Source organism: Winogradskyella psychrotolerans (genome assembly GCF_018860565.1).
In the GTDB taxonomy this organism is placed as follows: Bacteria; Bacteroidota; Bacteroidia; order Flavobacteriales; family Flavobacteriaceae; genus Winogradskyella; species Winogradskyella damuponensis.
On sequence record NZ_JAHKPS010000013.1, the window covers coordinates 280,648 to 295,688 of the forward strand.

The 15,041-nt window shown below is 33.4% G+C and carries 12 protein-coding genes; 10 read left to right on the forward strand and 2 right to left on the reverse strand.

Features of this window, described 5'->3' with window-relative positions:
* The first annotated feature begins 94 nt into the window (after positions 1 to 94).
* The 4 genes from KO504_RS05860 to KO504_RS05875 all read left to right on the forward strand — a co-directional run bounded on the left by KO504_RS05860 (position 95) and on the right by KO504_RS05875 (position 3,929).
* Positions 95 to 721, forward strand: coding sequence for a hypothetical protein (locus KO504_RS05860; protein WP_215925394.1), 627 nt, complete (start codon positions 95 to 97; stop codon positions 719 to 721).
* 162 nt (positions 722 to 883) lie between these two features.
* The gene (locus tag KO504_RS05865; RefSeq protein ID WP_215925535.1) at positions 884 to 1,954 is read left to right on the forward strand and encodes a DUF6090 family protein; all 1,071 of its coding nucleotides are present in this window, start codon (positions 884 to 886) and stop codon (positions 1,952 to 1,954) included.
* A gap of 303 nt (positions 1,955 to 2,257) precedes the next feature.
* The gene (locus KO504_RS17435) at positions 2,258 to 2,725 is read left to right on the forward strand and encodes an SRPBCC domain-containing protein (RefSeq protein ID WP_436840192.1); all 468 of its coding nucleotides are present in this window, start codon (positions 2,258 to 2,260) and stop codon (positions 2,723 to 2,725) included.
* Positions 2,726 to 2,819: 94 nt separating this feature from the next.
* Entirely contained in the window at positions 2,820 to 3,929 is a 1,110-nt protein-coding gene (locus tag KO504_RS05875) for a serine hydrolase domain-containing protein (protein ID WP_215925396.1), read from the forward strand.
* A gap of 122 nt (positions 3,930 to 4,051) precedes the next feature.
* Here KO504_RS05875 and KO504_RS05880 read toward each other — a convergent pair whose 3' ends face one another.
* Positions 4,052 to 4,471 (reverse strand): nucleoside-diphosphate kinase, encoded by a 420-nt coding sequence (locus KO504_RS05880; protein ID WP_092444097.1) that lies wholly within the window; start codon positions 4,469 to 4,471, stop codon positions 4,052 to 4,054.
* Between the two features lie 389 nt (positions 4,472 to 4,860).
* Here KO504_RS05880 and KO504_RS05885 point away from each other — a divergent pair, with 389 nt between their 5' ends.
* From KO504_RS05885 to KO504_RS05895, 3 genes are read left to right on the forward strand one after another with little or no spacing between them, the layout of a single operon-like run.
* Positions 4,861 to 5,877 carry a DHH family phosphoesterase gene (locus KO504_RS05885; protein WP_215925397.1) on the forward strand — a complete coding sequence of 339 codons (1,017 nt, stop codon included), beginning with the start codon at positions 4,861 to 4,863 and terminating at the stop codon, positions 5,875 to 5,877.
* 28 nt (positions 5,878 to 5,905) lie between these two features.
* On the forward strand, positions 5,906 to 6,439 hold the full coding sequence (gene gldI, locus KO504_RS05890) for a gliding motility-associated peptidyl-prolyl isomerase GldI (RefSeq protein ID WP_215925398.1): 534 nt from the start codon (positions 5,906 to 5,908) through the stop codon (positions 6,437 to 6,439).
* Complete coding sequence (locus KO504_RS05895; RefSeq protein WP_215925399.1) at positions 6,432 to 7,652, forward strand: peptidylprolyl isomerase; 1,221 nt, start codon at positions 6,432 to 6,434, stop codon at positions 7,650 to 7,652. Before gldI ends, KO504_RS05895 begins: the two co-directional genes overlap by 8 nt.
* Before the next feature lie 125 nt (positions 7,653 to 7,777).
* Here the strand turns inward: KO504_RS05895 and KO504_RS05900 are convergent, their stop codons facing one another.
* On the reverse strand, positions 7,778 to 9,241 hold the full coding sequence (locus KO504_RS05900; protein WP_215925400.1) for an aminoacyl-histidine dipeptidase: 1,464 nt from the start codon (positions 9,239 to 9,241) through the stop codon (positions 7,778 to 7,780).
* A 145-nt stretch (positions 9,242 to 9,386) separates the two neighbouring features.
* On the opposite strand from KO504_RS05900, the gene KO504_RS05905 reads away from it, so the two are divergent.
* From KO504_RS05905 to KO504_RS05915, 3 genes are all read left to right on the forward strand, one after another.
* A complete protein-coding gene (locus KO504_RS05905; RefSeq protein WP_215925401.1) occupies positions 9,387 to 10,454 on the forward strand; it encodes a DUF3810 domain-containing protein in 1,068 nt (355 codons plus the stop codon).
* 230 nt (positions 10,455 to 10,684) lie between these two features.
* Positions 10,685 to 13,657, forward strand: a complete 2,973-nt coding sequence (locus tag KO504_RS05910; protein ID WP_252723625.1) for an amidohydrolase family protein — start codon at positions 10,685 to 10,687, stop codon at positions 13,655 to 13,657.
* 12 nt (positions 13,658 to 13,669) lie between these two features.
* Complete coding sequence (locus KO504_RS05915) at positions 13,670 to 14,980, forward strand: amidohydrolase family protein (RefSeq protein WP_215925402.1); 1,311 nt, start codon at positions 13,670 to 13,672, stop codon at positions 14,978 to 14,980.
* Positions 14,981 to 15,041 lie beyond the last annotated feature (61 nt).

The window sequence follows — 15,041 nt, forward strand, 5'->3', positions numbered from 1 at the left end:
AAATGAACCTAAAATTTCTTTTATCCCGAAATTAACATGGGATGTCGGTGATAAAAACTACTATATAACTGGTTGTAGGTAATTAACAAAAACGATGAACGAAATAGAAAAAGAGGAGATTTTATCAATAAGCAAAGACCTTGGAGAAGTTGGTTTAGATAGTTTATTGGAGGATGGACTTTTCAAAGATATTCCATTTGTCGGAACTGGAATTTCAGTCGTGAAATTGCTTCATTCTGCATCGGACAGAATTCTATTATCAAAAATAATTCACTTTATAAATGAACTTGAATTAAAAAATGAACAAGAAATAAAAGAGTTCAAGGCTAAGTACTTTAAGTTAACAGATTACGACAGAATTGGCTCAAAAATACTTTTGACTTTAGAAAGAGCTGATAATCTTCAAAAAATAAAATGGCTTGCAAGAAGTTTAAGGCTATTTATCGGAAATGAAATTACAAAATCGGAATTCTTACGATTAACATCAATTATTAATTCAGCTTATGTAGAGGATGTTTTAAAAATTGTTGCTTTTGACGAGCGGAATGAAATTACATCTAATAATGATATTAAAGTTGAGAAATATGTTTTAGAACATTTATTTTCAATTGGACTTGTTGGAAATCTTGGAATTAATGGTGGAGCTGTTGATAGAAAAAATTCAGGAACCATTTACGCATTGAATGAATTTGGAAAAATAATGAGGAATAAAATAATATAACTACCCACAACAATGTATATAATTTATAGCTGTTACTCGCCTACTGTCGAAAAACCTCACGGTTTTTCTACTTCGGCTTTTATTTGCTAACTTACTCACTTATAACACGCAACTAACCATACACAATCACGTTAGCCTTCATTAAGACCAACCACTAACCAAATGATAAAATTCTTTAGAAAAATTCGCAAAAACCTACTCTCAGAAAATAAATTTAGCAAATATCTACTTTATGCAATAGGAGAAATTGTGCTTGTTATTATTGGTATTCTTATCGCACTTCAAATAAATAATAAAAACGAACAGCGTAAAACCGAAAATAAGATTGTTTCTATTTTAAAAGAAGTACAACATGATTTAGGACTAGATATTCAAAAATCGGACGAACTAATTGCCTATTATAAAACAAAAGATTCAATCATCAACTTAATAAAAACAGACAAACTAACCTATGATGATTATAAAAATGATTACCAAAATGCTTTAAGATATGCTATTATGGAAGCTTTTCATATGAAAATTCATGAAAATGGATATACTAACCTCACAGAAAATGTTGATAATGTTCCCAAAAAGCTAAAAGCAGTTATTGAGCCATTAAACGAGATCTATATTTATAATAAATACGAAATAGATAAGTTTGATAATCGATTGGACTTGATTACAGATAGAATGATGGATGAGTTAGCCAAAAGTAAAGATTGGTATTACAGATTAGATCGGCCTCAATTAGAAGATGAGATGATTGATTTTTTCCTGAATGACCCTTACTATAAAAATGATGTAAAGCTATACCAAAATGCTGGTTGGCAAAATTTGGCAAGTTATCATGTTATGCAATTTAGAGAAAACGCAATTAATGCATACAAACAAATTAAAGCACTTGTTAAAAATAATGAACCACTTCCCGATTTTATACCACATAATTTAGTTGATCTAACAACGGAACAACTAAAAGAATATGTGGGCACTTTTAAGGTTGTAGAGATTGAAGGTTTTGATGGTCAATTTCCTGATATGAACTATAAAGTTCAGATACAAGACAATGACTTAATAGGCGTTATGAATGGAGATCTTGAAGATATAGATCTTTTCTATTTTGAAACTGCAGATAAGATATTTGGCCAAACTGATATTTACTTTAAAGGAGAGTTTATAAGAAATAGTACGAATGAAATTACTTCTTTAATTATTATGAAATTTGGAACAAGAGTTCACTTAGATAAGCTTTAAACTCATTAGAAGAAATTAATAACAAAAGGCTAACACCATATATAAAAGCAAAAAAGAAAACACAATAATTGAAATTCAGTACTATCCGAAATCATCACTCGAATCTGAATTTTATGAAACCATCAAAAGCAATGAACCAATGTTACATATGAAAGAAGTGAGCCTACAATTCTAGCCATTTCTGATGATGGACAATTTATGTATAGTGGATTTAGTGGTTCATCAACTATCAGAAGGTTTGAAGTTTAAAACAATAATTAAAAAATTATTAAAAAAATAGTAGAGAATATAAAAGTTAGAAAACTGACTCATAATCACTGGCAAACGTATACAGATATTGTAATTAATGCGCCAGTTGAAAACGTATGGAAAGTTTTAACCGATTGGAATAATATTTCAAAATGGAGCAGCACCCTTGTAGGTATTAATGGGAACATTCATCACAAAGGAAAAGTCATTATTTCCTATTTAGTAGATGGAAAAACATTTGACACACCACATGTTTTTATTTATGAAGAAATGGTGGAATTTGGTTGGTCTGATTCGATGGAGGGTAGTTTTAAAGGATTGACTGACAATCATAGATTCAGAGTAGAGAAAATATCTAATAACCAAACACGTTTTATACAATCTGATGATTTTAATGGATTAGGAAACAAAGACATGTCTGCCAAAAAAGTCGCAAATTTAACGGTCAAATTCTTCCCTACATTTAATCGAGAATTAAAAGATCAGGTTGAAAACAAAAAAAACAGCTACAACACCTTATAATTAAGTTTCCTAAACACGCTACAACCAAACCTAGCGAACAGGTAAAACAAACCATATAAATTCTATCTTTACAATAGGTACAAAAAACAGTAAAATGAAATCATATCTAACCGCATTAATAGGACTGGTATTATCGAGTTGCTCAAATGGACAATCAACAATAGCTAAAAATGGAATGGAAATGTCTACTAGCGAAATTACTAAAGAGCAATCTGAACTCATTTATAAAAACACTAAATCATTTCCAAAGAACACACAACTTTCTATTGCGCTGATAAAAAACGGCAAAATTGATTTTATTGGAGTCGAAAATAGAAATGACACAATTCAATTAATTGAAAACTACAAGAATATTTTTGAAATAGGCTCTATAACTAAAGTGTTTACGGCAACTCTACTTTCAAATTTTGTAACAGACCAAAAATTAAAGTTAGAAGATAATATTCAAGATTACTTAGACTTTAAACTTAATACCGATAAAACAATAACCTTTAAGGCACTTGCTAATCATACGTCTGGACTTCCAAGATTACCTACCAACCTACACCTTTTATTGGTAGACCAAGACAATCCTTATAAAGATTACGATAAAGAGAAATTAACGGATTATTTAACCAGCAAAATTAAATTAAATCAAGATCCAGGAATTAAGTACGAATATTCTAATCTTGGCGCAGGAATTTTAGGATTTGAGTTAGCAATAATTTCTAATACTTCTTATGAAAACTTACTGCAAGAGAAACTATTTGAAAAATATAAAATGACAAACTCTACAAGTAAAAAGGAAAACATAACATCTAACTTGGTTAAAGGCTTAAAGCCTAACGGAAAAACAACCGCAAATTGGGATTTTGATGCTTTAGCTGGTGGTGGAGCCATTTTTTCAACCGTAGAAGATTTATCTAAATTTGCTTTAGCTCAATTTGATGATAACAATAACGAATTAACTCTTACACAAAAGCCAACATTTAAAGTCAATAAAAATATGAGCATTGGACTAGGCTGGCATATCCTAAAAAGGAAAAATGGTCGTGAACTCATTTGGCATAATGGCGGAACTGGTGGGTATAGCTCTTCAATGGCTTTAGATACAGAAAATAGAAACGGAATAATCATTTTATCTAATGTTTCAGCATATAACAAAAAGATGGGAAATATTGACCAATTATGCTTTGGACTAATAAAAACATTGGATGGCAAATAACAACACACCTACCACTATCCATAATTCTCTATAAACGCGACTGTCCTATATAGGTTAAATTAAACAAAAAAAAGACCATCTTTAAAAGACGGTCTTTTTCAATATTATAATCATGTTTTAATTTAAAACATATCTCTTCCTGCAAAATGAAAAGCACTTTCAATAGCTGCGTTCTCATCACTATCACTTCCGTGAACAGCATTTTCTCCAATAGAAGCTGCATATAATTTACGGATAGTTCCTTCAGCTGCATCAGCAGGATTAGTAGCACCAATTAAAGTTCTAAAATCTTCAACTGCGTTATCTTTTTCTAAAACAGCAGCAACGATTGGTCCTCGAGTCATATATTCTACTAACTCTCCAAAAAATGGACGTTCGTTGTGTATTGCGTAAAATTCTTCAGCATCTGCTGTAGTCATTTGTGTTAATTTCATTGCTACGATTCTAAATCCTGAAGCTGAAATTTTCTCTAATATTGCGCCAATGTGTCCTTTTTCAACAGCATCAGGCTTTAACATTGTAAATGTTCTGTTAGTTGCCATGTATTTTTTTTTAATGAAGTGCAAAAGTAATGTATTTCTTTAATTAATCAAGTGCTGTTATTATTAAATATATGTTACCATATAACTAAATGTCCGTTTGCTTTTTTTCTAAAAATCAGCCCCAATACAAGTAACTTTCAAGGCGTACATATTATAAAGACATACCTATACAACGTCTAATACTAAAAAGCATTTTCAAAATTAAAAATCATTCAAAAAACCCACTCGTTATAACAAATCATCAAAAATGAAAAGCTTCTACCCTCTATTTTAATAAAACTGTACTTTCTAAAATTTCGTATTTAGAGCCATTAAAAAACATAATCAAGTTATTAATTTCATATTAAAAGTACACATCAAAATATCTAAAAAATGTATCTTCGCAACTTATGAATAACACACAGATTACCAAAATAAAAGCGCTTTTAAGCGCACCTAAAAATATCGTTATTGTTCCTCATAGAAATCCAGATGGTGATGCTATGGGGTCTACTTTGGCATTGTATCATTATTTAAAACTTCATAATCATGATGCCAAAGTTATTGCACCTAACGATTATCCCGATTTTTTAAAGTGGTTACCTGGAGATGATACCGTTTTAAAATTTGAATCACAACAAGCAGAAAGCAACCTTCTTATTGATAAGGCTGACATCATTTTCACCTTAGATTTTAATGCTTTTCATAGAGCTGGTCATCAAATGGCTGACGTTTTAGAAAAATCCTCAGCAATTAAAATAATGATAGATCACCACCAGCAACCAGATGATTATGCTACGTTTATGTATTCTGATGTAAACATGTCTTCAACTTGTGAAATGGTATATAATTTCATTGAAATGCTTAGTGATACTGACAAAATAAACGCTACTATTGCTACATGTTTGTATGTTGGGATCATGACAGACACAGGCTCTTTCCGCTTTCCTGCAACCACAAGTAAAACACATGCTGTTATTGGACATTTAATAGATAAAGGTGCCGATAATTCTCAAATACATAATAATATATACGATACAAATAGCTATAGTCGTTTACAATTATTAGGAAGAGCAATGCAAAACCTAAAAGTCATTCCAGAATTACGAACAGCTTACATCACCTTATCTCAGGCCGAGTTAGACGAATTCAACTTTAAAAAGGGAGATACTGAAGGCTTTGTGAATTATGCATTATCCTTAAAAGGAATTATATTTGCTACCATTTTTATTGAAAACAAACAAGACAATATCATAAAGATATCCTTACGTAGTAAAGGTGATTTTTCAGTAAATGAATTTTCGAGAGCATATTTTAATGGAGGCGGTCATACAAATGCAGCAGGAGGACGCAGTGAAGATGATATGCAAACCACCATAAATAAATTTATTAGTATATTACCACAATATAAACAAGATTTGTCCTAAGCCCATAACGGACAATAAATTAATTAATATGAAAAACCTACTCTTAATATTCATCTTATCTACGCTGTGTTTTAGCTGTAAATCGCCAGAAGCACGAATGCCAGAATCTGTACAATCGGGTTCTTTCTTAAAAGCCTCTGCCGAGCGTAATAAAAAGCTAAACGAGCACGAACGCCAGCAAATTCAAGACATTATAAAAAGTAATCCTAATAAAAATTATATCGCTTCAGAAAGTGGATTTTGGTATTATTACAATACAAAAATTGAAAATGACACTATACAACCCCAATTTGGTAGTGTTATAAATTTTACATACGATATCTCTAATCTCGAAGGAGATGAAATTTATGCTAAGACCACCAAAACCTATGTTATGGACAAAGAAGAATTGTTCACCGGTTTACGTGAAGGCTTAAAACTTTTGAAGCCATCTGAAACAGCAACTTTTATTTTTCCATCTCAAAAAGCATTTGGCTATTATGGAGATGAATATAAAATAGGAACTAACATTCCTTTAATTTGTGAAGTAACTTTAAACACTATAATTGAAAAAAATGATTAAAAAAGCACTTACCGCATTCGTTGTACTATTAGTATTGGTAAATATATCCTGCCAAGAACGTTATTCTGATTTAGGAGATGGAATTTATGCCGAATTTGTAACATCAAAAGACACGATGGTTGCAAAACTATTTTTTGAAAAAGCACCTGTTACAGTCGCTAACTTTATAGCTTTAGCAGAAGGAAATCATCCCTTAGTTAAAGAAGAATATAAAGGAAAGCCTTTTTATGATGGATTAACATTTCACCGAGTAATGAATAATTTCATGATTCAAGGAGGTGACCCAACAGCTTCAGGAACTGGTGATCCTGGTTATAAATTTGAAGATGAACTTGTACAGGAATTGCAACATGATAAACCAGGAATATTATCTATGGCCAATTCTGGTATTAACTCTAATGGAAGTCAATTCTATATCACTGAAAAAGCAACTCCATGGCTAGATGGTTACGATGCTGAAGGAAACTTAAAAGATTGTGCAAACCCAAGAGTATATTGCCATTCTGTTTTTGGTGAATTAGTAAAAGGATTAACAGTATTAGATACTATATCTAATGTAAAAGTAGAACCTCGATCTAGCAAACCACTTGAAGATGTGGTTATTACTAAAGTAAATATCATAAGAATTGGTTCAACCGCAAAAAAATTCGATGCTCCTAAAGTATTTACAGAAGAATTACCAAAAATTAAAGAAAGAGCAGCTATCGCTAAAGCTGAAAAAGAAGCAAAAGCTGAAAAAGAAAGACTAGAAGCAAAAGCAAAAGCTGATTTAGCAAAAACTGAGTTCTTAAAAAAGAACGAAGAACTTAAAGGACGTAAAATTGAGTCTCCAACAGGAATGGCTATGATATTTACTCACGAGAGTAATGGTGTTACACCAAAATCTACAGATCGTGTCAATATCGAATGTGCTGGTTATTTAGAAAACGGAGAGTTGTTCTGGACCACTTGGAAAGATGTCGCTGAAAAAAATGGAAAATATGACGAACGAATTGATAAAGCTGGTCGTTATACTTCTTTTGACATGCCTTACAACGAAACAGCAACCTTAATAGCAGGCTTTAGAGAAGCTATGTTACATATGAAAATAGGAGACAAAGCAAGAGTTTATATTCCTTACTATTTAGGTTATGGAGAAAGAGGAAATCCTCCTGTAATACCAGGAAATGCTAACCTTGTTTTTGACATTGAATTAGCTGGAATTAAAAAATAGTTACTATAACTGAATAATATAAAAAGACCTGTTAAGTTTAAAACTTAACAGGTCTTTTTTTTGCTCTAATTTCAATATTGTCTTTACTAAAAAAACAATAAAGTGAAATTTATGATCCTTTATAATTAAGCTTTAGGAATATTTTCTAAAATCTCTAATACAAATTTCCAATACTTTTGAGCAGAAGAAATTTGTGCACGCTCATCTGGAGAATGGGCACCTTTAATATTTGGTCCAAAACTAATCATATCCATCTTTGGATAGTTTGTTCCTAAAATACCACATTCTAAGCCTGCATGGCAAGCAGCAACATGTGGCTTCTCTCCATTATTTAAACGCTCATAAATTGGCACCATTAGTTTTAAAATATCAGAATCCATATTTGGAGCCCAACCTGGATAATCACCAGAAAACTCAACCTCACAACCTGTAAGTTCAAAAACAGCACGCAAGGTATTTGCTAAGTCTTGTTTTGTACTTTCTACAGAACTACGAGTTAAACAACCAATTTTTATATGACCCTCTTTTACAATAACTCTAGCGATATTATTAGACGTTTCTACTAAGCCTTCAATATCCGGACTCATACGATATACACCATTCCATGCAGCATATAATGCTCTTGTTAAGCCTTCTTGCACACCTAAATCCATTATTTTCTCTGGAGTCTCTGTTTTAGAAACAACAACTTCTAAATCAGGTTCCATAGTTTTAAATTCAAACTTAAGCTCATCAGCTTTAGCTTTCATTTCTGCTTCAAACGCAGCTTCGTGTACCGCATCAATTGCAACAGTTGCATTACTTTCTCTAGGAATAGCATTACGTAAACTTCCTCCATCAATTTCAGAGATACGAAGTCCATAATCTTCAAAACCATCAAATAACAAACGGTTCATTAGTTTATTAGCATTACCTAAGCCTTCGTGAATTTGCATTCCTGAGTGCCCTCCTTGTAAGCCCTTTACGGTAATTGTATACCCAATTTTAAATTCTGGAGTTTCTTCTTCTTTATACTCGCGTGTTGCAGTAACATCTACTCCACCAGCACAACCCACACCAATTTCATCATCCTCTTCGGTATCTAGATTTAAAAGAATCTCACCTTTAAGTAAACCTCCTTTTAACCCTTTAGCACCTGTCATTCCTGTCTCTTCATCAATAGTAAACAACGCTTCAAGTGCTGGATGTGATATAGTATCACTTTCTAAAATAGCCATAATTGTTGCTACACCAAGACCATTATCGGCACCAAGAGTTGTACCTTTTGCTTTTACCCAGTCGCCTTCAACATACATTTCAATACCTTGCTCATCAAAATTAAACACCGTATCGTTATTTTTTTGATGTACCATATCTAAATGCGATTGCATCACAATAGGCTTTCGGTCTTCCATACCTTTTGATGCTGGCTTACGGATAATTACATTCCCAACCTCATCTTCTATCGTTTCTAAACCTAAGTTTTGTCCAAAATCCTTCATGAATTGAATCACACGCTCTTCCTTTTTTGAAGGACGTGGTACAGCATTTAAATCTGCAAATTTATTCCATAATTCTTTTGGCTCTAAGGCTCTTATTTCTGAACTCATATTTATATAATTTTAAAAAAGCAAATTTACAAAATAAGGATAACTCTATGTGGTCATTTTAAACTTGTTTCAGAATCTCATTACAGTTCTATTTCTATAGAAGAAAAACCATAAATCAATCCTATCTTTTTCCTATTTTTGATCTATGCTCAAAAACAAAAAATTAGGTTTAGTTATATTCTTAGGAATTCAAATTGCTTTAATCGCTATACTCAAGCATTATCCCGAATTTGTTGAGCAATTTTACAGCAATGGACTGTACGTGTTCTTATCTAAACTCAGTCGCTATGTTTTTGGCTGGATCCCTTTTTCGGTTGGAGATATATTATACACACTTGTAGGAATTTATATAATACGATGGTTAATTATAAATCGGAAACGCATCATTAAAGACACCTTAAATTGGTTCCTAGATATTGGCGCAACCTTATCAATCGCTTATTTTGCATTTCATATCCTTTGGGCATTCAATTATTACAGACAACCACTGTACAAATCCCTAAATCTTGAGGCAGATTACACCACAGAACAACTGATTTCGTTTACAGAAAAATTAATTCAAAAATCGAATAACCTACACCTTCAATTAGCAAAAAACGATACTTTAAAAGTTGAGTTACCTTATACTAAATCTGAAATTTTAAGTAAGGTAAAAGAGGGTTACAGTACCCTTTCTGAAGTCTACCCGCATCTGGATTATCATCCTAAAAGCATCAAAAAATCAATCTATAGCTTACCTTTAACTTATATGGGATTTTCAGGTTATTTAAATCCGTTTACAAATGAAGCTCAAGTGAACGGTTTGATCTCCACCTACAAATTCCCAACCACAGCTTGTCATGAAGCGGCACATCAACTCGGTTATGCCGCCGAAAATGAAGCGAATTTTATAGGAAGTCTCGCTGCCATTCATAATGACGATATCTATTTTAAATACTCAGGTCACACATTTGCACTCCGGTATTGCTTAGCTGAAATATACAACAGAGAACCAGACCTTTACATCTCCATCCTTCCTACGATAAATAAAGGTATTTTAAAGAACTACCAAGAGGTCCAAGATTTCTGGAAGTCTTACGAAAATCCAATAGAGCCTATTTTCGAAAAAACGTTTGATAGTTTCTTAAAAGCAAACAATCAATCTGCTGGTATGAAAAGCTACAGTTATGTCGTTGCACTATTGGTTAATTATTATGAGGACAAACAATTGTGAATTAATCCTTAAAAAAACCCCCCTAAAGTCCCCTCATGGGGACAATCCAAACATTCAACATTTTAGTTAAATTTCAGCAATAGGCTTAAACTTTATTAAACGTTAAATGGCCATCTAGCTCATTAATACAACATTAATTCTACTTAGAAAATGTTAAAGTATTCAAATAATGAATATCCCTTTAGCTATAATTCCTATCTTTAGAATTCAATCTAACCAACCAAAACTATATGATTAAAGTTCATTTACGGCTGCTCATTTTTATGTGCAGTTTTTCGTTATTTGCACAAGATTACTTTCCTAGCAATTCCGGAGTTATTGCAAACAACTCTAACTACACAGCATTTACAAATGCTACGATCCATGTATCACCAACCGAAATAATAGACAATGCCACGCTCCTCATTAAGGATGGTAAAGTGGTAAGTGTTGGAAAATCAGTAAACATTCCGAAGAATACAACAAAAATTGATCTTTCAGGAAAAACCATTTATCCGTCTTTTATTGATATGTATACCACTTTTGGAGTAGAGAAACCCAAACGTGGAGGCAACGGCCCACAATACGGTGCAAGCCGAAGCGGCTATTATTGGAACGACCATATTATGCCGGAGCAAGACGTTATGGCAAGTTTTAAATATGATGCAAAATCGGCATCAGAGCTACACAAGTTAGGCTTTGGTGTTGTAAATACACATATGCCAGATGGTGTTGTTAGAGGCACAGGTGCTTTAATTGCACTTAATAATAATGCGGATAATGCTATGCGTGTTGTTGATGGCGAAACCACACAACATTTATCATTTCGTAAAAGTGTAAGATCTCGCCAATCGTACCCATCTTCAATTATGGGCAGCATGGCTTTATTGCGTCAAATGTATAATGATGCCAAATGGTACGAAGCAGGACATATTGATACCAAAGACTTATCACTAGAAGCTTTAAACAAAAACAAAAATTTACTTCAAATTTTTGAAGCTGGCAGTAGAGCTAATGTTATGCGAGCAGATAAAGTTGGAGATGCTTTTAATATTCAATACACCATTGTTGGTGGTGGAGATGAATACGAACGTATTGATGAAATCAAACGCACAAATGCCACCATTATTCTTCCCATAGATTTTCAATTGGCTTACGATGTTAATGATCCATTCTTAGCAAGTACATTGTCTTTAAGCGATATGCGTTCTTGGAATCAAGAACCTCATAACCCAAGACTATTGGCTGAAAACGGTATCAAATTCGCGTTAACCACACATGGCTTAAAATCGAATAAAACCTTTTCTTCTAATTTAATGAAAGCGATTGAAAATGGGCTTTCTAAACAAAAAGCATTAGAAGCTTTAACCACTATTCCGGCGTCATTATTAGGAAAATCAGATGTTTTAGGCACTTTAAAAACGGGAAGCTATGCCAATTTCTTAATTACTGATGGAGACATTTTTGAAAAGAAAACTAAACTTTTTGAAAATTGGGTACAAGGCACACCACATGTTATAGCCAATATGAATACAAAAGACATTGATGGCGATTACAATTTTAAACTCGCTGGAAATGATTATAAACTTACCATTACTGGAAGCACAAGTAAACCAAAAGCTAAACTTGAAAGTGGTGACCAAACTTTAGGCACAAAAATGAACTACTCAGATGACTGGGTAAATCTGACGTTCAAAACTGCTGATAGCACGAAAAAAGCATACGTTAGAATTGTAGCTAACGCAGCAAACAACAATACTTTAAACGGTAAGGCTATTTTAGAAAATGGCAATGAATTGTCATTTTTTGCAAATAAAGTAGCCAAAAAAGACACCAATAAAAAAGACGGCAAAAAGAAAGCTAATGATGCTACAGAGACGCCTTTTATGAGTCCTATCACCTATCCTAATTTAGCTTACGGATTTACAGAGAAACCAAAATCGGAAACCTTATTATTCAAAAATGCAACCGTTTGGACAAATGAAAAAGAAGGTGTTTTAGAACAGACAGATGTCTTAATTAAGGACGGTAAAATTTCCAAAATAGGAAAAGACCTATCGAGTAAAAACGCGAAAGTTATTGATGCCTCCGGAAAACATATTACGGCTGGTATTATTGATGAACATTCGCATATTGCAGCCTCTTCAATAAATGAAGGAGGTCAAAACTCTTCAGCAGAAGTGACTATTGAAGATGTCGTAAATGATGAAGACATTAATATCTATCGCAATTTGGCAGGTGGAGTGACCTCCATTCAAATTTTACATGGCTCAGCCAATCCTATTGGTGGACGCTCTGCCATCATTAAACTAAAATGGGGAGAAGCTGCTGACGATTTAATCTATGACAATTCTCCTAAGTTTATCAAGTTTGCTTTGGGTGAAAACGTAAAGCAATCGCGAAGCAGAACCAATTCACGTTTCCCACAATCGCGAATGGGTGTTGAACAGGTATTTGTCGATTATTTTACCAGAGCAAAAGCTTATGACGAATTAAAGAAAAGTGGCAAACCATATAGACATGATGCCGAAATGGAAACACTTGTTGAAATTCTAAATGGTGAGCGTTTTATTTCTTGTCATTCCTATGTACAAAGTGAAATTAATATGCTAATGAAAGTTGCCGGGCAATTCGATTTTAGAATTAACACATTTACGCACATCCTTGAAGGTTATAAAGTGGCTGATAAAATGAAAGCACATGGAGTTGGCGGTTCTACATTTAGCGATTGGTGGGCTTACAAATATGAAGTAAATGATGCCATTCCTTATAATGCTGCGATTATGCATAATGCAGGAGTTACAGTAGCCATTAATAGTGATGATGCTGAAATGTCGCGTCGTTTAAATCAAGAAGCTGCAAAATCTGTAAAATATGGTGGCATTAGTGAAGAAGAGGCTTTAAAATTTGTGACGTTAAATCCTGCAAAGCTTTTACATCTTGATGACCGCGTTGGAAGTATAAAAGTTGGAAAAGATGCCGATCTGGTCTTATGGAGCGATCATCCGTTATCCATTTACGCTAAAGCTGAAAAAACAATTATTGAAGGAGTCACTTATTTTGATTTAGCTAGAGATCAACAAATGCGTGAAGCTATTAAAAAAGAAAAAAGTGAACTCACAAACTTAATGCTTCAAGAAAAAAATAAAGGCTTAAAAACACAGCCTGTTAAGAAAAAAGAAGAGAAATTAATGCATTGTGACACCATGGATTCACACCACTAAAAACGATTTAAAATGAAAAACTTAAATAAAATAAATAGTCTATTGTTTTTGTTGTGTGTTACTTTAGGATTCGCACAGCAAACACCTGCACCTAAGCAAACCAAAGACTTTGCGATTGTTGGTGCCACCGCTCATATTGGTAATGGCACTGTGATAGAAAACAGTATTATTGTGGTTAGTAATGGAAAAATAACAACCATTGGACCCCAAGCTACAACTCCACTCACCAGACAAGCCATGGATATTATTGACGCCAAAGGAAAAGACGTCTATCCCGGTTTTATTGTCGCTAACGGCACCTTAGGTTTAGTAGAAGTTGATGCTGTAAAAGCTTCTGATGACTTGTCTGAAATGGGAACATATAATCCACATATTAGAAGTATTATCGCTTACAATACCGAATCTAAAGTTACTGAGTCTATGAGACCGAATGGCGTATTACTTGGACAAGTTGTTCCAAGAGGTGGCCGTATTTCGGGTACCTCATCTGTAGTACAGTATGATGCTTGGAATTGGGAAGATGCCGCTATAAAAATGGACAATGGAATTCACGTCAATTGGCCAAGTAGTTTTAGTCGTGGGCGTTGGTGGCTAGGTGAAGATCCAGGTTTAAAACCCAATAAGGATTATGCCAAACAAGTAAAAGAATTATCAGATTACTTCAGTGAATCTAAAAGTTATAATAAAGGAAATAAGTCCGAATTACACTTACCTTTTGAAGCTTTAGGTGGCTTATTTGATGGCTCTAAACGTTTATACATTAATGCTAATGATGAAAAAGGCATTACTGATGCTGTAAATTTTGCAAAGTCCCATGGAGTTTCTAAAATTACAATTGTTGGCGGCTATCAAGCAGGTAATGTCGCTAGCTTTTTAAAACAAAATGATGTGTCTGTCTTTTTAAGACGAATTCACTCTAGACCAGAATTAGAAGATGATGATTATGACACCTCATATAAACTCGCAAAAAAGTTAGTAGATGCTGGTGTTTTAGTGGCTTTAGAACCAAGCGGACAAATGGAGCGTATGAATTCTCGTAACCTCCCGTTTTATGCTGGTACCACTGTAGCACATGGACTAACAAAAGCACAAGCCTTGCAATTAATTACTCAGAATCCTGCAAAAATTATGGGTATTGATGATATGTATGGCACTTTAGAAGTTGGTAAAAGCGCAACACTATTTATTAGTGAAGGTGATGCCTTAGATATGCGCACCAATCAATTAACACATGCTTTTATTGATGGTAGAAATTTAAGCTTAGAAACCCACCAAACAGAACTTTGGAAACGGTTTTCAGAGAAACCTATACAAGAAGATTAATTAAAAAAAGCGAGCCAATTGGCTCGCTTTTTTTGCTTTTATATATGCTGATTATTCAATC